The 25,162-nt window shown below is 70.0% G+C and carries 18 protein-coding genes and 2 rRNA genes; 8 read left to right on the forward strand and 12 right to left on the reverse strand.

The window, feature by feature from the left end; translation table 11 throughout:
- Positions 1-23: 23 nt before the first annotated feature.
- A complete protein-coding gene (locus ABIA36_RS07000) occupies positions 24-3,776 on the reverse strand; it encodes a proline dehydrogenase family protein (protein ID WP_369961562.1) in 3,753 nt (1,250 codons plus the stop codon).
- 153 nt (positions 3,777-3,929) lie between these two features.
- On the opposite strand from ABIA36_RS07000, the gene ABIA36_RS07005 reads away from it, so the two are divergent.
- From ABIA36_RS07005 to ABIA36_RS07015, 3 genes are all read left to right on the forward strand, one after another.
- Entirely contained in the window at positions 3,930-4,844 is a 915-nt protein-coding gene (locus ABIA36_RS07005) for a LysR family transcriptional regulator (protein ID WP_369961563.1), read from the forward strand.
- A 10-nt stretch (positions 4,845-4,854) separates the two neighbouring features.
- Positions 4,855-6,444 carry a phytoene desaturase family protein gene (locus ABIA36_RS07010; protein WP_369961564.1) on the forward strand — a complete coding sequence of 530 codons (1,590 nt, stop codon included), beginning with the start codon at positions 4,855-4,857 and terminating at the stop codon, positions 6,442-6,444.
- A 125-nt stretch (positions 6,445-6,569) separates the two neighbouring features.
- Positions 6,570-7,124 carry an SRPBCC domain-containing protein gene (locus ABIA36_RS07015; protein WP_369961565.1) on the forward strand — a complete coding sequence of 185 codons (555 nt, stop codon included), beginning with the start codon at positions 6,570-6,572 and terminating at the stop codon, positions 7,122-7,124.
- A gap of 27 nt (positions 7,125-7,151) precedes the next feature.
- On the opposite strand, the gene ABIA36_RS07020 is transcribed toward ABIA36_RS07015, so the two are convergent.
- The gene (locus ABIA36_RS07020; RefSeq protein ID WP_369961566.1) at positions 7,152-8,105 is read right to left on the reverse strand and encodes a DNA-3-methyladenine glycosylase; all 954 of its coding nucleotides are present in this window, start codon (positions 8,103-8,105) and stop codon (positions 7,152-7,154) included.
- Between the two features lie 84 nt (positions 8,106-8,189).
- Between ABIA36_RS07020 and ABIA36_RS07025 the strand changes: the two genes are divergently transcribed.
- Complete coding sequence (locus ABIA36_RS07025) at positions 8,190-9,560, forward strand: FAD-binding oxidoreductase (RefSeq protein WP_369961567.1); 1,371 nt, start codon at positions 8,190-8,192, stop codon at positions 9,558-9,560.
- Positions 9,561-9,569: 9 nt separating this feature from the next.
- Here the strand turns inward: ABIA36_RS07025 and ABIA36_RS07030 are convergent, their stop codons facing one another.
- Positions 9,570-10,115 carry an acyl-CoA thioesterase gene (locus ABIA36_RS07030; protein ID WP_369962091.1) on the reverse strand — a complete coding sequence of 182 codons (546 nt, stop codon included), beginning with the start codon at positions 10,113-10,115 and terminating at the stop codon, positions 9,570-9,572.
- A 146-nt stretch (positions 10,116-10,261) separates the two neighbouring features.
- On the opposite strand from ABIA36_RS07030, the gene ABIA36_RS07035 reads away from it, so the two are divergent.
- Positions 10,262-11,140 (forward strand): LysM domain-containing protein, encoded by an 879-nt coding sequence (locus ABIA36_RS07035; RefSeq protein WP_369961568.1) that lies wholly within the window; start codon positions 10,262-10,264, stop codon positions 11,138-11,140.
- Positions 11,141-11,171: 31 nt separating this feature from the next.
- Here ABIA36_RS07035 and menD read toward each other — a convergent pair whose 3' ends face one another.
- Positions 11,172-12,947: a 2-succinyl-5-enolpyruvyl-6-hydroxy-3-cyclohexene-1-carboxylic-acid synthase gene (menD, locus tag ABIA36_RS07040; RefSeq protein ID WP_369961569.1), complete on the reverse strand. Its 1,776-nt coding sequence runs from the start codon at positions 12,945-12,947 to the stop codon at positions 11,172-11,174.
- Entirely contained in the window at positions 12,940-13,293 is a 354-nt protein-coding gene (locus ABIA36_RS07045; RefSeq protein ID WP_369961570.1) for a PLD nuclease N-terminal domain-containing protein, read from the reverse strand. Before ABIA36_RS07045 ends, menD begins: the two co-directional genes overlap by 8 nt.
- Before the next feature lie 42 nt (positions 13,294-13,335).
- Here ABIA36_RS07045 and ABIA36_RS07050 point away from each other — a divergent pair, with 42 nt between their 5' ends.
- Positions 13,336-13,701: a DUF4229 domain-containing protein gene (locus ABIA36_RS07050; RefSeq protein ID WP_369961571.1), complete on the forward strand. Its 366-nt coding sequence runs from the start codon at positions 13,336-13,338 to the stop codon at positions 13,699-13,701.
- Here the strand turns inward: ABIA36_RS07050 and ABIA36_RS07055 are convergent.
- The 3 genes from ABIA36_RS07055 to ABIA36_RS07065 are packed head-to-tail and all read right to left on the reverse strand — an operon-like array spanning position 13,689 to position 16,931.
- Entirely contained in the window at positions 13,689-14,669 is a 981-nt protein-coding gene (locus tag ABIA36_RS07055; protein ID WP_369961572.1) for a 1,4-dihydroxy-2-naphthoate polyprenyltransferase, read from the reverse strand. The two genes, ABIA36_RS07050 and ABIA36_RS07055, sit on opposite strands and share 13 nt — an antisense overlap.
- Positions 14,670-14,695: 26 nt before the next feature.
- Entirely contained in the window at positions 14,696-15,967 is a 1,272-nt protein-coding gene (locus ABIA36_RS07060) for an AMP-binding protein (RefSeq protein WP_369961573.1), read from the reverse strand.
- A 52-nt stretch (positions 15,968-16,019) separates the two neighbouring features.
- Positions 16,020-16,931, reverse strand: coding sequence for a 1,4-dihydroxy-2-naphthoyl-CoA synthase (locus ABIA36_RS07065; protein ID WP_369961574.1), 912 nt, complete (start codon positions 16,929-16,931; stop codon positions 16,020-16,022).
- A 57-nt stretch (positions 16,932-16,988) separates the two neighbouring features.
- Between ABIA36_RS07065 and ABIA36_RS07070 the strand changes: the two genes are divergently transcribed.
- Entirely contained in the window at positions 16,989-17,981 is a 993-nt protein-coding gene (locus ABIA36_RS07070) for an o-succinylbenzoate synthase (RefSeq protein WP_369961575.1), read from the forward strand.
- Between the two features lie 6 nt (positions 17,982-17,987).
- Here ABIA36_RS07070 and ABIA36_RS07075 read toward each other — a convergent pair whose 3' ends face one another.
- Entirely contained in the window at positions 17,988-19,007 is a 1,020-nt protein-coding gene (locus ABIA36_RS07075) for an HAD-IIA family hydrolase (protein WP_369961576.1), read from the reverse strand.
- Positions 18,982-20,214, reverse strand: a complete 1,233-nt coding sequence (locus ABIA36_RS07080) for a hypothetical protein (protein ID WP_369961577.1) — start codon at positions 20,212-20,214, stop codon at positions 18,982-18,984. Before ABIA36_RS07080 ends, ABIA36_RS07075 begins: the two co-directional genes overlap by 26 nt.
- On the opposite strand from ABIA36_RS07080, the gene ABIA36_RS07085 reads away from it, so the two are divergent.
- The gene (locus ABIA36_RS07085; protein WP_369961578.1) at positions 20,200-20,748 is read left to right on the forward strand and encodes a hypothetical protein; all 549 of its coding nucleotides are present in this window, start codon (positions 20,200-20,202) and stop codon (positions 20,746-20,748) included. The two genes, ABIA36_RS07080 and ABIA36_RS07085, sit on opposite strands and share 15 nt — an antisense overlap.
- Positions 20,749-21,707: 959 nt before the next feature.
- On the opposite strand, the gene rrf is transcribed toward ABIA36_RS07085, so the two are convergent.
- Positions 21,708-21,824, reverse strand: a 5S ribosomal RNA gene (gene rrf / locus ABIA36_RS07090).
- A gap of 134 nt (positions 21,825-21,958) precedes the next feature.
- A 23S ribosomal RNA gene (locus ABIA36_RS07095) occupies positions 21,959-25,072 on the reverse strand.
- Positions 25,073-25,162: the final 90 nt, after the last annotated feature.

The raw sequence follows: 25,162 nt of genomic DNA on the forward strand, positions 1-25,162 counted from the left end.
CCTGGACGGCCTCCTCGCCCCCCCTAGATCACCCCTTCCGAGAACGTCGTCGGGTTGCCGAAGCGATGGTTGGTGATCGAGATGGCCTGCTCGTGGAGGAACGGCAGCACCTCGATCCGCCCGGACGGCGTGACCGCACCGCTGTAGACGGCGACGTCCGGCGTCCCGCCGAGGGCGGCCGCGAGCGCCACCGGGTCGCCGCCGATGAGGCGGATGCGGTGGGCCGCGATGCGGCGGCTGCGCACGCGCGACAGCCAGTGCTCGTCGCTCTCGACCACGACCTCCACCTCGCGGGCCTTCAGGAGCTGCTGCGTGGCGCGGGGCAGCGCGATGCTCGTGCTCACGGTGAACGCGGATCGGGCGACCGTCGCCGCCGCCATGACGCGGAGCAGTTCGGGGAGGCCGCTGCCCTCTGAGAGCCGGATGGCGACCGGGACCGGCCGGTAGCGGAAGATGTTCCGCTCCACGCCGAGGCCGGAGACGTCCTTCGCCTGGTGGTACTCGGTGGCCACCGCGATCGCGTCGCTGAGCGCCGACCGGCGGACGAGGTCGAACGCCGGGTAGTCCATGGCCGACTGGCCCGACTCGATCAGGTCCTGGACCCGAGGCTCCAGGCCGCGCAGGTGGAGGCTGGAGCTGGACGAACCCGACTCCGGCTGCCAGGAGCCGAGGCCGAGCAGGTAGTTCGGGCCGCCCGCCTTGGTGCCGGCGCCGACCGACGAGCGCTTCCAGCCGCCGAACGGCTGCCGCCGCACGATGGCTCCTGTGATGCCGCGGTTGACGTAGAGGTTGCCGGCCTCGACCGTGTCGAGCCACTGCGCCAGCTCGTCCGAGTCGAGCGAGTGGAGGCCGGCGGTGAGCCCGTAGTCGATCGCGTTCTGGAACCGGATGGCCTCTTCGAGGTTCCGCGCGGTCATGATGCCGAGCACCGGCCCGAAGAACTCGGTGAGGTGGAAGTACGACCCCGGCTGCACCCCCGTGCGGATGCCCGGCGACCAGAGCCGGCCGCTGTCGTCGAGCGGGCGCGGCTCGACGAGCCACTCCTCGTCGGCGCCGAGGGTGGTGAGCGCGTGCAGGAGCTTGCCCGACGCGGGCTCGATCAGCGGCCCGACCTGGCTCACAGGGTCTTGTGGGTAGCCGACGCGCAGGCTCCTGGTCGCGTCGACGAGCTGGTGGTGGAAGCGCTCCGAGCGCGCCGCCGAGCCCACCAGGATGACCAGGCTCGCCGCCGAGCACTTCTGCCCGGCATGGCCGAACGCGCTCTTGACGATGTCGGCGACGGCGAGGTCGTAGTCGGCGCTCGGCGTGACGATGATGGCGTTCTTGCCGCTGGTCTCGGCCAGCAGCGGCAGGTCCGGCCGCCAGGATCGGAACAGCTTGGCGGTCTCGTACGAGCCGGTGAGGATGACGCGGTCCACGCGCGGGTCCGCGACGAGCTGACGGCCGAGGTCGTTCTCCGCGACGTCGACGAGGGCCAGCAGCTCCTGCGGGACGCCGGCCTCCCACAGCGCCTCGACCATGACGGCCGCCGCGCGCCGGGCCTGCGGTGCCGGCTTGATGACCACGCCGCTGCCCGCGGCGAGCGCCGCCAGCACGCCGCCGGCCGGGATCGCCACCGGGAAGTTCCACGGCGGCGTGACGACCGTGAGGGCGGACGGTACGAACACCGCACCCTGCACCACGTCGAGCTCTCGCGCGAGCGACGCGTAGTAGTGCGCGAAGTCGACTGCCTCGCTCACCTCGACGTCCGCCTCGGCGATCGTCTTGCCCGTCTCGCTCGCCATGACCTCGATCAGTCGATCACGGTTGGCCTCCAGCGCGTGCCCGGCCCGGTCGAGGACCGCTCCGCGCTCGGCGCCTGGTCGGGTGCCCCACGCGGCGCCCGCCGAGCGGACGGCGGTCAGGATCCGGTCGAGGTGACCCGCGTCGACGACCTCAGCGGCCGCGATGGTGCGAGCGCCCAGCTCGCTCGTGGCCGAGCGGGCCAGGATGCGCCGACCCCATGCGCGGTTCGCCGCGAGCGAGGGGTCGGTGTCCGCGGTGTTCTGGAACCCGTTCGCCGCGGCGCCCGCGATCGCCGGCGCCGAAGCGGACGCCGACGCGGCCGCCGGTGGCTCCAGCACCGCACCGGCCGACCCCCGGGTCAGGCCGAGCACGACGCTCGTGAGCCCCTCCTCCGCGGCCCGGTCCGTAGCGGAGGCGTTACCGAGGGACGACTCCACGTCCACCGCAGGCGGCCGCGTGAACGACTCCGCCGTCTCCTGCTCCCACTCGCGCGAGCGGTCCTGCTGCCGGTTGGGCAGCGGAGCCGCACCGCGCGGCGCGGCGTCGGCCTGCAGTTCCGCGACGGAGGCGAGGAAGCGGTCCCGCTCCCGGTCGAACAGCCCGCGATCGGAGCCGAGTTCGAACACGGCCGACATGAAGTTCTCCGGGCTGGCGTTCTCCTCCAGCCGTCGGATGAGGTACGAGATCGCGACGTCGAACTCGCCCGGGTCCACCACGGGCGTGTAGAGGAGGAGCTGCCCGACCGTGCGCTTGACGGCCTCCGCCTGCTCGGTGGCCATGCCGAGCAGCATCTCGAAGTCGATGCGGCCGGTGACGCCGCGGTACGAGGCGAGCAGCCACGCGTATGCGACGTCGAAGAGGTTGTGCCCGGCGACGCCGATCTTGACGGCGTCGGTGTGCGCCGGCGTCAGCGCCCAGTCGAGGACGCGCTTGTAGTTGGTGTCCGTCGCCTGCTTGCTGCCGTACGTCGCCAGCGGCCAGCCGTGGATCGCCGCGTCCACGCGCTCCATCGCGAGGTTGGCGCCCTTCACGACGCGCACCTTGATCGGCGCGCCGCCCTGGGCGCGGCGCTGCGCGGCCCACTCGGTGAGCCCCTGGAGGGCGTCGAGCGCGTCGGGCAGGTACGCCTGCAGGACGATCCCCGCCTCCAGCCCCAGCAGCCCCGGACGGCCGAGGATGCGCTCGAAGACCGCGATGGTGAGGTCGAGGTCGCGGTACTCCTCCATGTCGAGGTTGATGAACTTGGGCGACGGGGAGGCCGCGGCGAGCTCGTACAGCGGGACGAGCCGCTCCACCACCCGGTCGACCGTCTCGTCGAACGACCACATCGAGAGCTGGGAGGCGATGGACGACACCTTGATCGAGACGTAGTCCACGTCGTCGCGCGCCAGCAGCGCGCGCGTCCCCTCGAGCCGCCGGGCGGCCTCCTCCTCGCCCAGAACGGCCTCGCCGAGCAGGTTGAGGTTGAGGCGGGCGCCGTGTCCCTCCGGGTCCTTCGGCGAGCGCAGGTGCGCGATCGCCGGCCCGAGCTTCTCGGGCGTCGCGTCCACCACGAGATGGCCGACCATGCCGCGCAGCACACGGCGCGCGATCGGGATGACGACCCACGGGAGCACCGGCCCGAACACGCCGCCCAGCCAGATGGCCGCGCGCATGTACCAGGGCAAGAAGGCGGGGATCCGCTTGGCCACGCGCTGCAGGTTGTACCCGGCCACGAAGAGGTCCTGCGGGCGGGCAACACCGTCGACGAACCCGACCGCGAAGTCGAGGCCGTGCGGGTCGCGCAGCACGCCGGCCAGCCGCTCGGCGGCCGGATCGCGCGGGGCGTTCTGGCCGCTGCTTGCGCTCTCGGCGAGCCAGCGCCGGACGAGTTCGACGGCCTCCTGAGCCAGTTGCGCGGGCGGCACCTCGCCGGCAGCGTGCGCGCCGGCCGCAGACGCGCTCGGCGCCTCGGCTCGCAGCGTGCGCGCGTCGTCCGTGTCTTCAACCATGTCCACGACTGTATTCCTCGCTCCTGAGGCGACGCGGGAAGTCCGGGGATCCGTGGATAAGTCGCTGTCGCCGATGCCTGTGGATACATTCTCGGGGTGGTTTACCATCGGCGATAGCGAACGTTTCCGAACGATATCGTTCACCTGAGCCGAATGGTTGCCATGCTCGACATCCGCAGACTGCGCCTCCTCCACGAACTGAGGATCCGCGGCACCGTCGCCGGCGTCGCGGCGGCCCTCTCCTACAGCCCGTCCTCGGTCTCCCAGCAGCTCGCGACGCTGGAGCGGGAGGCGGGCGCTGTCCTCCTCGTGAGGTCCGGACGCCGCCTGCAGTTCACACCGCAGGGCGAGCTGCTCGCCCAGCGCGCCGCGGCGATCCTCGACGCCCTCGACTCCGCGGAGGCCGCCGTCGCCGGCTCCAGCGCGACCGTCGCCGGGGTGGTCCGCGTCGCGGTCTTCCAGTCCGCCGCCCACGCGATCCTCCCGGCGGCCGTGGCGGCCCTCGCCCGCGACTACCCCGCGCTGAGGGTGGAGGTCACCGAACGCGAGCCCGAGCAGGGGCTCTTCGACGTCTCCGCGCGCGACTTCGACCTCGCCGTCGCCGAGCAGTACCCCGGCAGCACCCGGCCGCTCCGCGCCGACCTCGACCGCACCGCTCTGGCCGCCGACGGCATCCACCTCGCCACCTCCGCCGACCCCGCCGCCCGCATCCGCGCGACCTCCCTCGCCGATGCCGCGGACCTCCCGTGGGTGCTCGAACCGGAGGGCACGGTGTCGCGCACCTGGGCCGTCCAGCTCTGCCGTGCCGCAGGGTTCGAGCCCGACGTTCGCTTCGAGACCGCCGACCTGGTGACCCACATCCGGCTGGTCGCGTCGGGCAACGCGGTCGGCCTGCTGCCCGACCTGGTGTGGGCCGGGGCACGCCCCGAGGTCGCGCTGCTCCCCCTCCCCGGCTCGCCGCGGCGCACCATCTTCACCTCAGCGCGGCGCTCGTCGGCGTCGGCCCCCGGCGTGGTCGCCGCGCGGCGGGCGCTCGCGGAGGCGGTGCCGCCGGAGCACATCCCTTAGGCTCTGAGCCATGACCGCCCCCGCAGCCTCCCCCGCAGCCGCGAGCCACGATGTCGTGATCGTCGGCGGCGGGCACAACGGCCTCACGGCCGCCGCCTACCTCGCCAAAGCAGGACGCAGCGTCATCCTGCTCGAACGACTGGACGACGTCGGCGGCGCCGCCGTCAGCGCCCAGGCGTTCCCGGGTGTGGAGGCCCGGCTGTCGCGCTACTCGTACCTCGTCAGCCTCCTGCCGCAGCGGATCATCGAGGACCTCGGCCTCGACATCCGGCTGGCCCGGCGGCGCTACTCCTCCTACACGCCCGTCCCCGGCGACCCGGAGGGCGCGGGCCTCCTCATCGACAACACCGACCGGGAGGCCACCGCCGCGTCCTTCGCCCGGATCGGGGCCGCCGAGGACGCCGAGGCGTTCGACCGCTTCTACGAGTCGACGGCAGCCGTGGCCCGCGCGCTCTGGCCGACCGTCACCGAACCACTGCTCACCCGGAGCGAGGCGAAGGCGCTCGTCGGCGACGACGAGCTGTGGGACGCGCTCATCGAGCGGCCGATCGGCGGCTTCATCGAGTCGCGGCTGCACAACGATCTGGTGCGCGGCGTGGCCGCGACGGACGCGCTGATCGGCACGTTCGCCAGCGTCGACAGCCCGGACCTGTCCCAGAACCGCTGCTTCCTCTATCACGTGATCGGCCAGGGCACCGGCGAGTGGGACGTCCCGGTCGGCGGCATGGGCTCCGTCACCGGCGAGCTCGCGCGCGTCGCCCGTGAGGCCGGCGCCCGCATCGTCACCGGCGCGGAGGTCACCTCCATCAGCCCGGACGGCTCCGTCACCTACACCCGCAACGGCCACGAGCGCCGGGTGGAGGGCCGCAGCGTGCTGGTCAACGTCGCCCCCGACGTGCTCGACGCCCTGCTCGGTGAGCCCGCCGAGCCGCCCCGGCCGCGCGCGGAGGGCGCCCAGGTCAAGGTCAACCTGCTGCTGAAGCGCCTGCCGAAGCTGCGGGACGCCTCGGTCGACCCCGCAGCGGCCTTCGGCGGCACGTTCCACATCAACGAGACGCTGACGCAGCTCGAGTCCGCGTACGACGGGATGCTGCGCGGTGTGATGCCGGAGCTCCTGCCTTGCGAGATCTACTGCCACACGCTCGCGGATCCCAGCATCCTGGACCCCGACCTCGCCGAGAGCGGCGCCCAGACCATCACCGTGTTCGGCCTGCACACCCCCGACCGCTGGCTGACCGACGACAACAACGACGCGACCCGCCAGCGGCTCCAGGACGCCGTGCTCGCCTCCCTGAACTCGGTGCTGGCGGAGCCGATCGAGGGCCTCCTGCTCACCGACGGCGAGGGCAACCCGTGCATCGAGACCAAGACCACCCGCGACCTGGAGCACGCGCTCAACATGCCGGGCGGCAACATCTTCCACGGCCCGTTGTCCTGGCCGTTCGCGGATGACGGGGACGAACTGCGGACCCCGGCCCAGCGCTGGGGCGTCGCGACGCGGCACGAGCGCATCCTGCTCTGCGGGTCCGGAGCGCGTCGCGGCGGCGCCGTGAGCGGGCTCGGCGGGCACAACGCGGCGATGGCGGTCCTCGAAGGCTGAGCCCGTCGAGCGACGCCTTCGAAGACCGGAAGGACTCGCACCCGACGCCCAGGCGTGGCCCCTGCCGGAATCGCGAACCGGTGACTAGTCTGTGGATCACGAGGGGAACTCTGTAGGAGGTCACCATGATGCCGCAGCCGACGGGACGACTCGTTCGCAAGGACGACGGAGTGTATGTGGTGCTCGACCGGATCTTCAAAGCTCCGATCGAAGAAGTGTGGACGTACTTCAGCAGGTCGCCCCGGCTCGCCGAGTGGATCGGCGAGTACAAGGGCACCGGCTCGACCGGCGCTGTCAAGTTCCGGATGAACGCGGAGGGCGACGACGCCGAGTGGCAGAACGTCGCCGTCATGCTCTGCGACGCACCGCACCGCCTCCACGTCGATGTCGGCGAGGCCCCTGACTCGCTCGTGATGTTCGTGCACCTCACGGAGGCCAGCGGCCACACGACCGTGACGTTCGGCCAGCGCCTGCGCGCGGTCGGCTCCTCCGCCGACTACTGCATCGGGTGGGACTACTACCTCGACCGCCTCGTCGCGGCGCACAACGGCAAGCCGCTGCCGAACTGGGACGACTACTACCCGGCCATGCGCGACCACTACGAGACGCTGTGCCGCGAGCTCGACCACGACCTCCGCGCCGAGCACCTCACCGCTCAGCGGAACGGCACGACCGGCTGAGCGGCTCCGGCGCTGCCCCGGCCACGCTCAGTGCCAGCGGTGGTCCTGGAGTGCCATGCGCGGCCCCCGGCGCTGGAACCGGAAACCGCTGGCCAGGATCAACCGCACGACGCGCTGACGCTGCCCGCGCCACGGCTCCAGCAGTTCGAGCATGCCGTCGTCGTCCACGCGCGAGCCGGTGAGCGCCTCGCCCACCTGATGCGCCAGGTGGTAGTCGCCGACGCTGACCAGGTCGGGGTGGGCGTGCGAGCGCTGCAGGGTCTCCGCCGCGGTCCACTGCCCGACGCCCGAGATGGTCCGGAGCGCGGCCTCCGCGGCGTCCAGGGTGGCGGCGGACCCGATCGCGCGCTCCAGCGACGGCGCCACCACGAGCACTGCCTGCACGGCGCGCGCCCGTCGCGGGTCGACTCCCGCGCGATGCCAGTCCCACGAGGGGATGCCGCGCCACTGCTGGAGCGTCGGCACCACCCGCATCCCCTCCGGCGCGGGGCCGGGAGCCGGCTCGCCGTACCAGCGCAGCAGCCGCGCCCACGACCGGTAGGCCTCCAGGCTGGTGACGCGCTGCTCGATGATCGCGGGCAGGAGCGCCTCCAGGACCAGACCGGTGCGCGTCAGCCGGAGGCCCGGATTGCGGTGGAGGCTATGCCTCAGCAGCGGGTGCGAGCCGACCTCCAGCCCCGACCAGTCGTCCCCGCGGCCGAGCAGCCCGGGCACCGCGGAGATCACCCAGTGCGCGCCTGGACCCCAGGCGGCGGCCGCGACGCTGCCGTCGGCCGCGGGCCGGAGGACGCGCAGGGTCGCCGGTCCCTCCGGCGTACGCCAGGTGCGCCACATCCCGGCGAGGTCCCAGACGGTGGTGGGGTCGTAGGGCCCGCGGCCGAGCTGGCCCAGCGTGCCGGGCAGATCCAGTGTGCCGGCCGGACGGTACACCGTCTCCACCGCGCGCCCGGAGGGGGCGTCGGCGGGGAGGACGGCGGTCATGCACGGCATGCTACGTCACGCGGCTGACCGTGACGTCGACGACGGGGCTGGCCGCCTGTCGGTGGATTCCCCTAGGTTCTCGCCATGGGGATCGACATCGAAGCCGACGCCGTCGCGCGCCTCCGCGACCGCGTCCACGGAACCGTCTACGCGCGCGGCGACGAGGGGCTCGCCGCCGAAGTCGCCTGCTTCAATCCCACCGTCCGCCACGACCCGGACGTCGTGGTGGCCGTCGCCGACGAGGAGGATGTCGCGGAGTCCGTGCGCTTCGCCCGCGAGCAGGGCATCCCCGTTCGCGTCCAGGCCACCGGCCACGGCTCTGAGGCCCCGATCGTCGGCGGCCTCATCGTCTCCACCCGGGCGCTGGACGCGATCGACATCGACGCCGCGTCGCGGCTCGTCCGGCTGGGCGCGGGAGTCCGCTGGGCACCGGTCATCGCCGCGTCCGCCGAGTTCGGGCTGGCCCCCGTCACCGGGTCCTCGACCAGTGTGGGCGCGGTCGGCTACACCCTCGGCGGAGGCCTCGGCCCGCTGGCCCGCACGCACGGCTTCACCGCCGACTGGGTGCGGGGCTTCCGCGTGGTCACCGCGGAGGGCGAGATCGTGACGGCCGACGCGGAGTCGCATCCCGAGCTGTTCTGGGCGCTCCGCGGTGGCAAGGGCGGCCTCGGGGTCGTCACCGAGATGACGCTGGAGCTGGTGCCGCTCACTACTCTCTACGCGGGCAGCGTGTTCTTCGAAGGCGAGGCGATCGAGCCGGCCTTCCGCGCGTGGGTCGACTGGGCGGCCGCTCTCGGCGAGGAGGCCACGACCTCCGTCGTCCTGCTGCGCGTCCCCGACGTCGACGGGCCACCTCCGCCGTTGCGCGGACGCACCGTGCTCAGCGTGCGCTTCGCCTACCCGGGCGACGCGGGGGACGGCGAGCGCCTGTTCGCGCCCATCCGTGCGGCGGCGCCGGTCTTCCTCGACTTCGTGGGCGTCATCCCGACGACGGCGGTCGCGACCATCCACAACGACCCGGAGGAGGGGGCTCCGGCCTGGATCCGCGGCTTCATGCTCGACGACTTCGACGCCGACGACGGCGACGCCCTGCTCGACGTCGCGGGCCCGCGGGTGGACTCGCCCTTCCTCGCCCTGGAGATCCGCCAGCTCGGCGGAGCGGCCCGGCGCGACACGCACGACGGCACTGCCGTGGGAGGCCGCGACAGCGCCTACACGCTGAGCGCCATCGCGGCCGATCCCGCGACCTTCGGCACCACCGCACCCGCCGCGGCCGAGGCGATCACCCGCGCGCTGGAACACCGCATCTCCGCGGTCACCAAAGTCAACTGGGCGGCCGACCTGACCGACCGGGCCACGTTCGCGGCCTCCTGGCCGGCCGACGTGGGCGCCCGGCTCACCGAGGTGCGCGCCACCTACGATCCGGAGCGTGTCTTCGCGTTCGGTCCGGCCTGAGCCGACGCCTCACTCGGCCCAGACGCTCGGCGCCTCCGCGCGCGTCGAGGGCAGCGCCGCGTCCGCGCCCCACGCGACCAGCCACTCCGGGATGGCGACGTCGGTCGGCGACGGGCCGACGGCCTCCAGCAGCTCCTCGATCGAGACCACCCCACCGCCGCGCTTCAGGAACCGGCCGCGGATGAACGCCTGGGTGTAGATCTCGCCGTCGACCGTGAACCGCTGCTCGACGTAGACGGCCTTCTCGTCGAACCCGAGGATGCGCGACTCGACCACGAACGGCTGCCAGAGCTCCAGCGACTTGCGGAACGAGATGGTCTCCGACGCGACGACCGGATACCAGCCGCGCTGCTCGAAGGTCGCCCAGACCCCGTTCCTGCGCAGCAGGTCGAACCGCCCGATATCGGCGATCGACAGGTACACGCCGTTGTTCATGTGCTTGAGGATGTCGAGGTCCGTCGGCAGCACCCGGAAGCGGGTGCGCGCGACGTCCCAGTGACCGAGGCGCGCGCCGAACCGGGAGAGGAACGCGTGGAGCATCGTCCGGAAGATCATGTGCACGCGGTCATGTTAGTGATGCGCCAAGGCCACCTCATCTTCGTTGTGGACCCTCTCCAAGCCCGCTAGGGTTCTGCGAGGGGGAAATCGTGCTAAATCGAATATTCCGGGATCGCACTGCGTCGAGGGCCGTTCGGGCTCGCGTGCGACGGACGGCGGCCGCGACGGTCGCCACCGTCACCGTCGTCTCCGTGCTGGCGGGCTGTGCGCTGTTCGCGAGCGGAGGCAAGGGAGGCGCCGGCGCCACACACTCGCGGACGCCGAAGCCGACCACGACGCCGCTGGCCGAGGATCGCAGCTACGGCACCGCGACGCCGACCCCGACTCCGACACCCACACCGACGCCGGTGCCCGCGCCGACGCTGACTCCGGTCCCGACCGGCACCGTGGTGGCGGAGGCGAGCGTCGCGTCGCCCAAGGGCAGCATCCACTTCCACTACCGGGTGGTCTCGAACGGCGACAACACCTACTCGGCCCAGTTCTCGAATTTCACCTCGACCGTCCCGGTCCCGGTGTCGGTCACCTTCATCGACATCCCGCCGCGTGTCGGCGACGGCCTGACCTACCACGGCGTGGGCGACCACCTCCTCGGCGGCCCGACCTCCGCACCGGCCGCGGCGTCGACGGCCCTGCTGACCGGGGCCGGCCAGCCGTCCTACCTCGGCACGCTCGTGACCTACTCCTCGGCCACGTCGTTCGACGGCGTCCCGCAGGAGCTCGGCCCGGACAAGGTGCTCGCCGTCGACACGGTCCGCTGGTCCGTGCCCGTCCGCGCGTCCAACGTGCACCCGGTCGACTCGGGAGCCCGCCTCAACGCGGCCGGCGCGGTGACGGCGACGACCGCGAGCGGTGCCCCGAGACGTTACGAGGTCGCCCAGGGAGACACGACCACCGCGGTCGCGGATCGTTTCGGTATCCCGGTGGAATGGCTGCTCTGGCTCAACCCGGACCTCCCGGGGGACGGCGGCAACCAATACCTGCTCGCGTCGACGGCCCTCAACCTGGACCCGGACAGCCTGTGACGGGGCGCGCGGCCCGGGCGGCCGAGACCGCTCAGCGCGGCAGCGGCACCTCGAGGATGCTCACGCCAGCCGGTGGCGCCGAGAGTGCCTGGTCGAGCTCGCCCTTGGTACGCGCGATCCGGTGCTCCCAGCCGTAGGCGCGCGCGAGCGCCGAGAAGTCGACGGCCTGCGGCGTGTACAGCACCCGGTCGAACGCCTCCGCCGGCGCGGTCGCGGCGACCTCCAGCCCGTCGAAGATCGTCCCGCCGCCGTCGTTGCCGACCACGACCTGAAGGTGGGGGCGCGCCTCCCCGGCCCCGCCGAGCAACGCGCCGACGTCGTGCAGCAGGGCGAGGTCGCCGAGCAGCACGCGCGTGACGCCCGCTGCGGCGCCGGCCTCCGCGGCGCGCGCTTCGGCGGCGAGCGCGATGCCCGTGGCGGTCGCGATGGTCCCGTCGATGCCCGCGAGCCCGCGGTTGGAGTGCACCACGATCTTCTTCCCCGGCACCAGCCGGTCGGCGTCGCGGATGAGCCGGGACGCCCCCAGCACGAGCCGGTCGTGCGGCCAGGTGTAGCGCCAGAGCGCTTCCGCCAGCAGCGCCCGGGTGATCGGGGCGCGGACCGCAGCGAGTTCGGCGCGCGCGAACGCGAGCGCGTCCGCAGGCTCGAACGACCGCGCCTTCTCGACGTCGGGCGCCGTGGCGGCGGGGTCGGCCGCGCGCTCGGCCTCCTCGGTCAGGCGACGGCTCGCGAAGACCCAGCTCCCGACCCACGCCCGCACCTCCGGGCTGCGGAGGTCGACGCCCGCAGGAGCGCTGACACCGCCGACGACCTGTGCACGCCGGCCCGGGTTGTACGCCTCACCGCCGGTGGGCGCGACGACCACCACCTCGACATCGTCGCGTAGCAGCAGAGCGGGGACCTCGCGGCTGAGCGTGGGGTGCCCGAACACGACCGCCCGCTCGACCCGGGCGCCGAAGGACTCGTCCCGCAGCAGCTCCCGGTAGGCGACCACCAGCTCGGGCCCGAAGCGGGAACCGCTCGACACCTCCGCGAGCAACGGGTAGCCGCCCGTGCGGGCGAGTTCGGCGGCCGCCGGCCCGGCGTCCGCTCCGGCGACGACGACCGTGAGCGGCCCGCCCACCAGCTCGACGACCTCCCGGCCCAGCGCCGCGGGTCCGGCCGTCGCCGGCAGGTCGCCGCGGACGAGTCCCCGGACCGACGGGACCGCCACCGAGAGGGGCTCGCGGAAGCCGACGTTGAGGTGCACCGGCCCGGGATCCGCGGTCGCCGCGCCGACGGCCTCCTCCACGGCCGAACGCGCGAGCGCCCGCGCCTCCTCCGGCTCCCCCTCCGCGCCGACGGGCGCGGTGACGTCGTGGCTGGCGCGCACAACGGTGCCGTACAGACCGTCCTGCCGCGTGGTCTGGTTCGAGCGGATGCCGCGGAGCTCGCGGGGCCGGTCGGCGGTGACGACGATCATCGGGATGCCGGCCTCGTGCGCCTCCAGCACAGCCGGATGGAGGTTCGCGGTCGCCGTGCCGCTGGTCGTGACGATCACCGTGGGGGCGCCGGTCTCCCGGGTCAGCCCGAGCGCGAGGAAACCGCCGACCCGCTCGTCGATCCGCACGTGCAGCCGCACGGCCCCCGCGCGTTCGAGCTCGGCCGCGGCGAGCGCGAGCGCCTGGGAACGCGAGCCGGGGCTCACGACGATGTCGGCGACGCCGGCCTCAACGAAGCCGGCGAGGAGCGCGAGCGCGTAGTCGGTCGCCGGATTCCCGGTGGCCTCCACCTCCGCGGGCTCTTCCGAGACCCGCGGGTCACCCATCCCGTCGGCCGGTCTGGTCGTCGGGTCCGTTGTCGTCGAGGTCGGCGAGCTCCTTCTCGAGCCGGCGGATGCGCTCCTCCTGGTCGTGGTCGATCCGGAGCTTGCCGAGGAACTCGGGGTCGTCGTCCGGGGCCCTGACCTTCCGGCCGGCCTCCGCGCGCCGTCGGCCGCGGCCGATCAGGAACCAGAGGATCCCGCCGATGATCGGGAAGAGGACGATGACGAGCACCCATACGGGCTTGGGTAGGCCACGCACCCTGGACCGGGCGAAGAGAGCGCAGTCTGCCACCGAATAGATGTAGAAAACCGCGGCTGCGACGCCGAGGACTATCCAGAGGCGAACCATGGCTACATCGTAACTCTCAGAGAGCCTGCCTAAGCTGGGAGGGTGAAGCGGATTCCCTCCTGGTTGACCTACACCGTGCTGCGGCTCGTGCTGTTCGCGGTGCCGCTCGCGATCCTGCTTCTGCTCGGCATCGTCTGGTACGCGTCGGTCATCGCCGCAGCGCTGATCGGTCTGTGCCTCTCGTACATCCTGCTCGCCAAGCAGCGCCACGCGGTCGCGTCCGACCTGTACGCGGCCCGCCACCGCGACAAGCCGGCGCCGTCAGCCGACGACGCCGAGGACGAGGCGATCGACGCCGCACAGGCACGCACCGACGTGGCGGGCGCCGAGCCCGCCCAGAACACGCCCGCTCAGAAGGCCCCCGCTCAGAAGGCCCCCGCCCAGAAGGCCCCGGGTCAGAAGGCGTAGGCCGCGCCGAGCGCGACCGCCACGAGCAGCCCGGTGAGGCTGGTGAGCTGCAGCGCCGTGATGAGCTCCCGCGGCTTCTTGGCGAACAGTGTGATGACGCAGGCCGGCAGTGCGGCGAGCAGCGCGAACATCCCGAACCACGCGAACGGGTAGAACAGCGCCAGCACCGCGAGGATGCCGAACGGCACGAGCAGGAACACGCAGAACACGATCCGCGACGCCGTGTTGCCGAGCAGGACGGCGAGCGTGCGCTTCTTGGCGAGCCGGTCGGGTTCGATGTCGCGGATGTTGTTGACCATGAGCACCGCGCAGGCGATGAGTCCCGCGATCACACCGCCGAACCAGGCCTCCTGGTTGACCGACTTGGCGAGCATGTAGGTCGTCCCCACCGTGGCGACGATCCCGAAGAAGACGAAGACGAACACCTCGCCGAGACCGTAGTAGCCGTAGGGGCGCTTGCCCCCGGTGTAGAACCAGGCGGCCGCGATGGCCGCCGCGCCCACGATGAGCACCCACCAGAGCTGCGTCAGCAGGACGAGGATCAGCCCCGCGACGGCCGCGAGCCCGAAGAACGTGAGTGCGACGGCGAGCACCCGCTTGGGCGCTGCCTTTCCCGAGCCGGTGAGGCGGCCCGGCCCGACCCGGTACTCGTCCGTGCCGCGGATGCCGTCGGAGTAGTCGTTGGCGTAGTTGACGCCGATCTGGAGCAGGACGGCGACCGCCAGGCAGAGCAGCGAGCGGATCGGATGCCAGATGCCCACACCCTCGATGACCTTCGCCGCGCCGACGCCGATGAGCACCGGGGCGACGGCGAGCGGGAGCGTCCGCAGCCGCGCGCCCGCGATCCAGTCGGATGCCGTGGCCGGACGCACGGCGGAGGCCTTGGCGCCGGGACGCCCGCTCCTCCCGCCACGAGGTCCACGCGCCGGGGGCGGCGCCATCCGCTGCATTCGAGGGTTCTGGCTCATCACAGTGCGAATCGTAACAACAACCGCTATGCCTGCGACGGTCCGGCAACGTCGCCACGCGCGAGACGCGCGGCCGCGACCCGGTCGGGCTTCCCGCTGCTGAGGTGCGGAAGCTCGGCGACGGTCACGATCCGGTCGGGCGCGGCCGCCCGCCCGAGCACCCCGGCGACCATGCCGCGAAGTCCGGGGAGGTCGGTCGCGGCGGCATCGTCGGTGGCGGTTGCGACGACCACCGGCACCTGCCCCCACCGCGCGTCGTCCACGGCGACGACGACCGCGTCCCGGAGCCCGGGCCGTGAGCGCACGAGGCGCTCGACCGAGTCCAGCAGCACCTTCTCGCCGCCCGAGATGATGACGTTGTCCGACCGCCCGTGCACGGCCACCCGCCCGTCGCGCACCTCGCCGAGGTCGCCCGTGCGGTACCAGCGGACGCCGTCCTCCTCGTGGAACACCGCTGCCGTGCGCTCGGGATCGCCGAGGTACCCCTCCGCGAGCGTCGGACCGCTGATCTCCAGCAGGCCGTCCACCTCCCGGACGACGGTCGGGCCGATCGGCACCCCGTCGTACACGCAGCCGCCCGCCGTCTCACTCGACCCGTAGGTCGTCAGCAGCCGTGCCCCCAGCGCCTCGGCCCGCTCGCGCAGCCCGCGGTCGAGAGCCTGCCCGCCGACGAGGATGCCGTCGAACCGGCGCACGGCGGCCGCGACCTCGCGGGCGCCGCCTTCGGCCGCGTCGACCAGCCGCGCGAGCTGCACCGGGACGAGCGATGTGTAGCGGAGGTCATGGGTCAGCTCGTCGGCCAAGGCCGCGAACCGCACCGGATCGAAGTGCCCCTCGCCGTAGACGACAGGCTCGGTCCCCGCCGCCAGCGATCGGACGAGCACCTGCGCGCCGGCCACATAGTGCGCGGGGAGGGCGAGCAACCACTGCCCCTGACCGCCCATCGCACCGGCGGAGGCGGCCGCACTGGCCAGGAGCGCGTCCACCGAGAGGGCGACCCGCTTGGGAACCCCCGTCGAGCCGGAGGTCTCGATGACGAGCGCGACGTTCTGCGGAGCCCGCTCCCCCTCGCTGGGCCACGCGCCGGGCCCACCCGTCCCGGGTCCGCTCGTCCCGGGTCCGCTCGTCCCGGGTCCGCTCCTGCCAGGCCCGCCCGTCCCGGCGCCGCCCGCACGCGCTCCGTCCGAGCCCACGTTCCGCGGGACGACCGCCGCTCCGCCCTCCGACAGCGCCTCCCGCAACGCCGCGAAGACCTCCCCCGTGCGGCGAGCGTCGACCACCCGGTACGGTCGCGTCACCTCGCCCTCACCACTGATTCCACCCGCACCACCGACGCTCACCCGCGTCCGCTCAGTACTGCCACGGGAACGGCGACCAGTCCGGCTCCCGCTTCTCGAGGAACGCGTCGCGCCCCTCCACCGCCTCGTCGGTCCCGTACGCCAGCCGCGTCGCCTCCCCCGCGAACACCTGCTGCCCGACCATCCCGTCATCCACGGCGTTGAAGGCGAACTTGAGCATCCGGATCGCCGTCGGCGACTTCGTCAGGATCTCCCGCGCCCAGTCGAGAGCCGTCGCCTCGAGTTCGGCGTGCGGCACGACCGCGTTCACCGCGCCCATCTCGTAGGCGCGCTGCGCCGAGTACTCGCGGGCCAGGAAGAACACCTCGCGACCGAATTTCTGCCCGACCTGCCGCGCGAAGTACGCGCTCCCGTAGCCGGCGTCGAACGAGCCTACGTCAGCGTCGGTCTGCTTGAACCTGCCGTGCTCCGCGCTCGCGATGGAGAGGTCGCACACCACGTGCAGCGAGTGGCCGCCACCCGCTGCCCACCCGGGCACGACGGCGATGACGACTTTGGGCATGAACCGGATCAACCGCTGCACCTCGAGGATGTGCAACCGGCCGCTACGCGCCGCGTCGATGCCCGACGCCGTCTCGCCGTCGGCGTACTTGTACCCGTCGCGGCCGCGGATGCGCTGGTCGCCTCCCGAGCAGAACGCCCAGCCGCCGTCCTTCGGGCTCGGCCCGTTGCCGGTCAGCAGCACGACGCCGATCTTCGAGTTCGTCCGCGCGTCGTCCAACGCCGCGTACAGTTCGTCGACCGTGTGCGGGCGGAAAGCGTTGCGTACCTCCGGCCGGTCGAACGCGATGCGCGCGATGCGCCCGCTCGCGTCGTGGTGGTACGTGATGTCGCTGAGCTCCCCGAAACCGGGGACGTCCGTCCACACCGCGGGGTCGAAGAGGTCTGATACTGCCGAAGCCATGCCACCAGCCTACGGTCGGGCGCAATACCGCGGCGGGTCGCGTGCCAAACTGGTGGAATGCTGCCCGAACTCACCGACCTGTTAGGGACAGCGCGCGTCGTGCGTCTCCCGATGCGCTCCCGGTTCCGCGGCATCACGGCCCGGGAGGCCGTCCTCTTCGAGGGACCGCAGGGCTGGACCGAGTTCTCCCCCTTCGTCGAGTACGACGACCAGGAGTCCGCCGCCTGGCTGCACGCCGCGATCGACTTCGGCTGGCGCGCCGCCCCCGCAACGCTACGCGACACCATCCCCGTCAACGCCACCGTCCCGGCCGTCGCGGCGGCGGACGTCCCCGCCGTTCTCGACCGTTATCCGGGAGCCCGAACCGCCAAGGTGAAGGTCGCGGAGCCCGGCCAGACCCTCGCCGACGACGTCGCCCGAGTCCGAGCGGTCCGCGCCTACCTCGGTCCGGAGGGCCGCATCCGTGTCGACGCGAACGCGCTGTGGAATGTGGACGAGGCCGAGCACGCCATCCATGCTCTCGCGCCCTTCGACCTCGAGTACGTCGAGCAGCCCTGCGCGACCGTGGAGGAGCTCGCCGAGATCCGTCGGCGCACGCGCTACCTGGACATCCCGATCGCCGCCGACGAGAGCGTCCGCAAGGCGAGCGACCCGCTGGCGGTCGCGCGCGCCGGCGCCGCGGACCTGCTGGTCATCAAGGCCCAGCCGCTCGGCGGCATCCATTCGGCGCTGCGGATCGTGGCGGAGGCCGGCCTCCCGGTCGTCGTCTCCAGCGCGATCGACACCTCGGTCGGCATCGCGATGGGCGCGCACCTCGCCGCTGCGGTGCCCGACCTGGAGTTCGACTGCGGTCTCGGAACCGTCGCCATGTTCGAGCACGACGTCGCGGAGGCTCCGCTCGTCCCGGTGGGCGGCGCGATCCCGGTCGCCCGCCCGCAGGTGTCGACCGCGCAGCTCGACAGCCTCGCCGCGCCGGACGATCGCCGGGACTGGTGGCTCGACCGCGTACGCCGGTGCTACCGGATCGTGGAGCACGCGGCCGCGCTCTGACGCGGCTCAGCCGTACAGCCGCTCCGGCACCTCGAGGCCGTAGATCGCGCGTCCGGAGTCCCAGATCGCGCGGCACGCCGCCCGCAGCAGGTCGAGCTCGTCGTCGCCCTCGCTGAGGATGCGGACGTCGTTGCCCTCCACGCTCACGGTCGATCTGCCGACCGTCACCGCGCCGTTCTTCGCCGTCTTCGCCTCCGGGTAGGGCTCGCCCAGGCCGCGCAGGTCGCCCAGGATGTAGGTCGGCCGCGACTCGGCGTCCGCCGCGAGGAGCTGCTTGGCGCGGTCGATCCCGGTGAGCACGAGCACAGAGTCGATCCCCGCACGGTTGGCGCCGAGGATGTCGGTGTCGAGCCGGTCACCGATGAACAGCGGCTTCGTCGCCTGGAACCGCGCGACGGCCTCCTCGAAGATCGCCACCTCCGGTTTCCCCGCGACGAGCGGGAGCCGGCCGGCGGCGGTGTGGACTGCCGAGACGAGCGTCCCGTTGCCGGGCGCGATGCCGCGCTCGACCGGGATGGTCCAGTCCGTGTTCGTCGCGATCCACGGCCGCTCGCTGTCGGAGCGTCCCTGCAGAGCGAAGGAGGCCTCCGCGAGCTGCGCCCAGCCGATGTCGGGCGAGAAGCCCTGGATGACCGCGGCGGGTTCGTCGTCGGCCGAACGCGTGACGGAGAAGCCGCCCTTCTGAACTTCGTCGACCAGCCCGTCGCCACCGACGACGAGGATCGTGGAGCCGGCCGGAACGTGCCGGCTCAGCAACCGGACGGCGGCCTGAGGCGATGTCACGACATCCCGCGGCTCGACATGGAGGCCGAGCTCGCTCAGGTGCGCCGCCACCGACGCGTCGGTCCGGGAGGCGTTGTTGGTGATGTAACCAACCTTGATGGTTTCAGCCACGCCGTTCAGGCTTTCGACGGCGTGCGGGATGGCGTTCGACCCGGTGTAGACGACCCCGTCGAGGTCGGCCAGCACCAGATCGACACCGCTCAGCGGCGTCACAGCGTCACTCGTCCGTCGAAACAGCGCCATTGTGCGGCTCGTCCTCCGTTGTCGCGTGGTGTGCGGTCGTGGCGGGTGCGGCCTCGTCGGCTGCAGACTCATCGGCCGCAGACTCGTCAGCCGCAGACTCGTCCGCCGCAGACTCGTCGTGGCCTGCCACGTCACCTGCCACCTCAGGAGCAGCCTGGTCACCGACGGTCTCGTCAACGGCTGCCTGGTCGCCGACGGCGGCGGTGCTGTCGGCCTCGTCCGTCGCAAGCTCGCCCGCAGCAGCATCATCCACGCCGACCGCATCCGACGCGATCTCGTCCTCGACGGTCTCGTCCGAAGCGGCCTCGTGCGCAATGGCCTCATCCGAAGCGGCCTCGTGCAGAACGGCCTCATCCACATCGGCCTCATCGGTCGCACCTGCGCCCGGGACAGCCTCGTCAACCCACTCATCGCCGACCGCATCCTCTGCAGTCGCGAGCTGGTCGTCGACGAACCCATCCCCCGCGTCGCCCTCATCGGGCGTCTCGTACTCATCCATCGCGACGGCGAGCTCGAACTCCTCCTCGATGATATGGACCGTTTCGAGTTCGGCGTCGGCGCTGGCCTCCTCGAGCGCGAGCTCGGCCCGTTCGGCGCGCTCGCGCCAGGACGCGGATTCCGCGTCGCGGCCCAGGGCTTCGAGGACTTCGGCGTAGGCATGGAACAGGTCCGGGCTCCAGCTGAAGGCCCGGTCCGGGTCGAGCTGCGGGATCTCCAGCTCGGCCAGGGCAGCCTCCTCCTGGCCGAGGTCGAGCCGCGCGCCGGACATGGCGATGGCCAGTGCGACCTGGACGTCGGACGGCAGCGCGCTGCGGTCGATCGACCGTCCCAGCTCGAGCGCACGGTCGGGCCGGCCGACTCCGCGCTCACTGTCCACCATCAGTGCGATCTGGTCGTTGGAACCCGTGATCCTGCGGTAGGTGCGGAGCTCGCGCAGCGCGAGCGCGAAGTCGCCGGTCGCGTACGCGGTGATGGCGAGCGTCTCGCGCACGACACCGATGCGTCCGGCGCGGCGCGCAGCCGAGAGGGCATGAAGGTGTGCGAGCTCCGGATCGCTGTCGATCAGGCGCCCGGCCATGACCAGGTGCTGCGCAACCCAGTCGGCGTTGTCCTTGCTCAGCGTCTTGAGCTCGACGCGCGCTTCCTTCGGCAGTTCCCGCGCCTCGACATCCGCGGGGAGGTCGGGGTCGTCGTGCCGCGGACGCACCGACCGCAGTTCCCGAGCGAGCTCCGCCTCGGCATCGAGCTCGTACTCGCGGTCCCGGGCGTCGCGATCACCGCGCGCGGGTCGACCGTCCCTCGTCCAGAGAGTGTCGTCCGAGCGGCCGTAGCCTCTCGATCCGCCGGTGCCGGCCGGACGACCGGGGCGGCCACCCTGCGCGCCCTGTCCGCTCCGGGAACCAGCGCCGTCGCGGCCGCCGGCGAAGCCCCGCGATCCGGCCCCGTCACGCGAACGCGTCGCGTCCCACGAACCGCCGCGCTGGCCGCCGCGACCCTGCTGACCGTCGCGGTGCTGACCATCGCGATTCCATTGGCCGTCACGGCCCTGCCCGCGAGCGCCCTGAGGTCCGCGGTCCTGTCCGCCATGGTTGCGCTGGCCACCACTGGCCTGGCCATCACGGCGCTGACCGTCACGATTCCACGATCCCTCGCGTCGCTGACCGTCACGCCCCTGGCCGTCACGGCTGTGCTGGGCGCCACCGCCCTGGCCATCACGGCGCTGACCATCACGGCCCCATGAACCGTCGCGACCCTGGCCGTCGCGACCGCGCTGAGCGCCACCGCCTTGCCCGTCACGACGCTGACCATCACGATTCCACGAACCCTCGCGACGCTGACCGTCGTGACCCTGCCCGTCACGGCCCCACTGACCGCGACCGCCCTGTCCGTCACGATTCCACTGACCGTCACGAGGCTGGCTGTCGCGGCGCTGACCATCGTGGCCCCGTCCGTCGCGATTCCACTGACCGCCACCGCCCTGGCCGTCGCGGCGCTGACCATCGCGATTCCACGAACCCTCGCGGCCCTGGCGATCGCGGTCCTGACTGTCACGGTTCTGCCGATCGCGGTTCGGACCACCATGGCTCTGGCCGTCGCGACTCCACTGAGCGCCACCGCCCTGGCCGCCTCGACCATATCCGTCGCGGCTCTGCCCAGTGCGGCTCTGGCCGTCGCGGCTCTGTCCGCCGCGGCTCTGGCCGTCGCGGCCCTGGCCGTCGCGGCCCTGGCCGTCGCGGCTCTGTCCGCCGCGACCAAATCCATCGCGTCCCTGAACATCGCGTCTCTGCGCGTCTCGGGACTGAGCTCCACCGCGCTGCCCGTCGCGACTCCACTGGCCGTCGCGCGGCCGGCTCGGGCCGCCGCTGCGCGAGAAGCCGCCGGAACCGCCCCTGCGGTCCGCGCCCTCGCCGCCGTTCGGTCGTCCGTAGCCCTGACCGGAGTCGCGTCGCGGAGCGCCACCGGAGCGTTCGCCGTCCCGGCCGGCGCTGTCGCGTGGGCGACCGGAGCCTCGACCGCGGTCGCTGCCGCTCGAGGCGGACGTCCTGTCGTCGTCTGCCGGTGTATCGCTCACGACTTCTCCTGTCGGGTGCCGGGTTTCCGCCCAGCTTATGTGCGTGGATCGCGTCGGGACCCGCCCGCGCGAAAATGTCCGTTAACGCGAAATGGCCACCCATCACTGGGTGGCCATCTCACAAAGAAGTCCGGCGGTGTCCTACTCTCCCACAGGGTCCCCCCTGCAGTATCATCGGCGCAGAGAGTCTTAGCTTCCGGGTTCGGAATGTAACCGGGCGTTTCCCTCTCGCTATGGCCGCCGAAACACTATTGATGTATCAAAGTGAACGATCAAGCTTTAGCTTGAATCAGTTCTCGACCGTACATCGAGAACCACATAGTGGACGCGGGCAATCTCTTTCCCCTCATGCCAGCCTTACAACGACATGAGAGTAGTGATTATCAAATTATCGGCTTATTAGTACCGGTCAGCTCCATGGGTCTTTAGTCCCCACTTCCACATCCGGCCTATCAACCCAGTAGTCTAGCTGGGAGCCTCTCGCCCGAAGGCATGGAAATCTCATCTTGAGGCCGGCTTCCCGCTTAGATGCTTTCAGCGGTTATCCATCCCGAACGTAGCTAACCAGCGGTGCTCCTGGCGGAACAACTGGCACACCAGAGGTTCGTCCAACCCGGTCCTCTCGTACTAGGGTCAGATCCTCTCAAATTTCCTACGCGCGCAGCGGATAGGGACCGAACTGTCTCACGACGTTCTAAACCCAGCTCGCGTACCGCTTTAATGGGCGAACAGCCCAACCCTTGGGACCTACTCCAGCCCCAGGATGCGACGAGCCGACATCGAGGTGCCAAACCATGCCGTCGATATGGACTCTTGGGCAAGATCAGCCTGTTATCCCCGAGGTACCTTTTATCCGTTGAGCGACAGCGCTTCCACAAGCCACTGCCGGATCACTAGTCCCGACTTTCGTCCCTGCTCGACTTGTCAGTCTCACAGTCAAGCTCCCTTGTGCACTTACACTCGACACCTGATTGCCAACCAGGTTGAGGGAACCTTTGGGCGCCTCCGTTACTTTTTGGGAGGCAACCGCCCCAGTTAAACTACCCACCAGGCACTGTCCCTGAACCGGATTACGGTTCTAAGTTAGATATCCAGAGTGACCAGAGTGGTATTTCAACATTGACTCCACGAACACTGGCGTGTCCGCTTCAAAGTCTCCCACCTATCCTACACAAGCCACACCGAACACCAATACCAAGCTGTAGTAAAGGTCACGGGGTCTTTCCGTCCTGCTGCGCGTAACGAGCATCTTTACTCGTAGTGCAATTTCGCCGAGTTCGCGGTTGAGACAGCTGGGAAGTCGTTACGCCATTCGTGCAGGTCGGAACTTACCCGACAAGGAATTTCGCTACCTTAGGATGGTTATAGTTACCACCGCCGTTTACTGGGGCTTAAATTCTGAGCTTCGCCGAAGCTAACCCTTCCTCTTAACCTTCCAGCACCGGGCAGGCGTCAGTCCGTATACATCGTCTTGCGACTTGGCACGGACCTGTGTTTTTAGTAAACAGTCGCTTCCCACTGGTCTCTGCGGCCTTCAAACGCTCCCGGAGCAAGTCCGTTCACGCCTCAGGCCCCCCTTCTCCCGAAGTTACGGGGGCATTTTGCCGAGTTCCTTAACCACGATTCTCTCGATCTCCTTAGTATTCTCTACCTGACCACCTGAGTCGGTTTGGGGTACGGGCGGCTGGAACCTCGCGTCGATGCTTTTCTCGGCAGCATAGGATCACCCATTTCGTCAATGAAGACTACGCATCGTGCCTGGGCCTATGTGAGAGACGGATTTGCCTATCTCTCGGCTTACACACTTACACCGGGACAACCATCGCCCGGCTGGGCTACCTTCCTGCGTCACACCTGTTAATACGCTAGCCGCACCAGCATGGGGTCGAGCGTTAGGCCCGGACCTTCACCCCGAAGGGATCCGTGTCCAGGATTAGGACTCTTAGCACCACTGGATTAGCTTGGGCGGTTCTTCGCCGGTACGGGAATATCAACCCGTTGTCCATCGACTACGCCTGTCGGCCTCGCCTTAGGTCCCGACTTACCCAGGGCGGATTAGCCTGGCCCTGGAACCCTTGGTCTTTCGGAGGACGGGTTTCTCACCCGTCTTTCGCTACTCATGCCTGCATTCTCACTCGTGTGGCGTCCACGGCTGGTTTACACCGCCGCTTCACTCGCCACACGACGCTCTCCTACCCATCAACACGGCTGGACCACGAAGGCCTACCAATAATGTCAATGCCACAACTTCGGTGGCGTGCTTGAGCCCCGTTACATTGTCGGCGCGGAATCACTTGACCAGTGAGCTATTACGCACTCTTTCAAGGGTGGCTGCTTCTAAGCCAACCTCCTGGTTGTCTGTGCAACTCCACATCCTTTCCCACTTAGCACGCGCTTAGGGACCTTAGTTGGTGGTCTGGGTTGTTTCCCTCTCGACGATGAAGCTTATCCCCCACCGTCTCACTGCTGCGCTCTCACTTACCGGCATTCGGAGTTTGGCTGACGTCAGTAACCTTTTGGGGCCCATCGGCCATCCAGTAGCTCTACCTCCGGCAAGAAACACGCAACGCTGCACCTAAATGCATTTCGGAGAGAACCAGCTATCACGAAGTTTGATTGGCCTTTCACCCCTATCCACAGCTCATCCCCTCAGTTTTCAACCTAAGTGGGTTCGGTCCTCCACGACGTCTTACCGTCGCTTCAACCTGGCCATGGATAGATCACTTCGCTTCGGGTCTAGGACATGCGACTGAATCGCCCTATTCAGACTCGCTTTCGCTACGGCTACCCCTCACGGGTTAACCTCGCCACATATCGCTAACTCGCAGGCTCATTCTTCAAAAGGCACGCTGTCACCCCTACAAGGAGGCTCCAACGGTTTGTAAGCAAACGGTTTCAGGTACTATTTCACTCCCCTCCCGGGGTACTTTTCACCTTTCCCTCACGGTACTTGTCCGCTATCGGTCATCTGGGAGTATTTAGGCTTATCAGGTGGTCCTGACAGATTCACACGGGATTTCTCGGGCCCCGTGCTACTTGGGATACTCTTCGCGCCATTGGACCATTTCGGCTACGGGGTTGGCACCCTCTATGACTGGCCTTTCAATACCATTCGCCTATGATCCTCTGTAACGCTTGCAGTTCGGCAGAAGCTGCTGAAAAGTCCCGCAACCCCGACCATGCAACGCCTGCCGGCTATCACACATGATCGGTTTAGCCTCTTCCGGTTTCGCTCGCCACTACTAACGGAATCGCTTTTGCTTTCTCTTCCTGTGGGTACTGAGATGTTTCACTTCCCCACGTTCCCTCTACCCGCCCTATATATTCAGGCGGGAGTCACTGGGTCACCTTACGGGCCCAGCGGGGTTTCCCCATTCGGAGATCCTCGGATCAAAGCTCGTTTATCAGCTCCCCGAGGCTTATCGCAGATTACTACGTCCTTCTTCGGCTCCAGATGCCAAGGCATCCACCGTTTGCTCTTAGAAATTTGAAATCACATGAGTTTTAGAATCGATCGACGTCTCATCTGCCGAAGCAGACTCTGACGCAGATTGACCAATGATCTATCAGTACATAAGTACTG

This window comes from Leifsonia sp. EB34, assembly GCF_041260585.1.
In the GTDB taxonomy this organism is placed as follows: Bacteria; Actinomycetota; Actinomycetes; order Actinomycetales; family Microbacteriaceae; genus Leifsonia.

Excerpts from the sequence above, each read along its gene's own strand:
- ABIA36_RS07000 (WP_369961562.1), bottom strand. The coding sequence starts at position 3,776 with ATGGTTGAAGACACGGACGACGCGCGCACGCTGCGAGCCGAGGCGCCG.
- ABIA36_RS07005 (WP_369961563.1), top strand. The coding sequence starts at position 3,930 with ATGGTTGCCATGCTCGACATCCGCAGACTGCGCCTCCTCCACGAACTG.
- ABIA36_RS07010 (WP_369961564.1), top strand. The coding sequence starts at position 4,855 with ATGACCGCCCCCGCAGCCTCCCCCGCAGCCGCGAGCCACGATGTCGTG.
- ABIA36_RS07015 (WP_369961565.1), top strand. The coding sequence starts at position 6,570 with ATGATGCCGCAGCCGACGGGACGACTCGTTCGCAAGGACGACGGAGTG.
- ABIA36_RS07020 (WP_369961566.1), bottom strand. The coding sequence starts at position 8,105 with ATGACCGCCGTCCTCCCCGCCGACGCCCCCTCCGGGCGCGCGGTGGAG.
- ABIA36_RS07025 (WP_369961567.1), top strand. The coding sequence starts at position 8,190 with ATGGGGATCGACATCGAAGCCGACGCCGTCGCGCGCCTCCGCGACCGC.
- ABIA36_RS07030 (WP_369962091.1), bottom strand. The coding sequence starts at position 10,115 with ATGATCTTCCGGACGATGCTCCACGCGTTCCTCTCCCGGTTCGGCGCG.
- menD (WP_369961569.1), bottom strand. The coding sequence starts at position 12,947 with ATGGGTGACCCGCGGGTCTCGGAAGAGCCCGCGGAGGTGGAGGCCACC.
- ABIA36_RS07045 (WP_369961570.1), bottom strand. The coding sequence starts at position 13,293 with ATGGTTCGCCTCTGGATAGTCCTCGGCGTCGCAGCCGCGGTTTTCTAC.
- ABIA36_RS07055 (WP_369961572.1), bottom strand. The coding sequence starts at position 14,669 with ATGAGCCAGAACCCTCGAATGCAGCGGATGGCGCCGCCCCCGGCGCGT.
- ABIA36_RS07065 (WP_369961574.1), bottom strand. The coding sequence starts at position 16,931 with ATGGCTTCGGCAGTATCAGACCTCTTCGACCCCGCGGTGTGGACGGAC.
- ABIA36_RS07070 (WP_369961575.1), top strand. The coding sequence starts at position 16,989 with ATGCTGCCCGAACTCACCGACCTGTTAGGGACAGCGCGCGTCGTGCGT.
- ABIA36_RS07075 (WP_369961576.1), bottom strand. The coding sequence starts at position 19,007 with ATGGCGCTGTTTCGACGGACGAGTGACGCTGTGACGCCGCTGAGCGGT.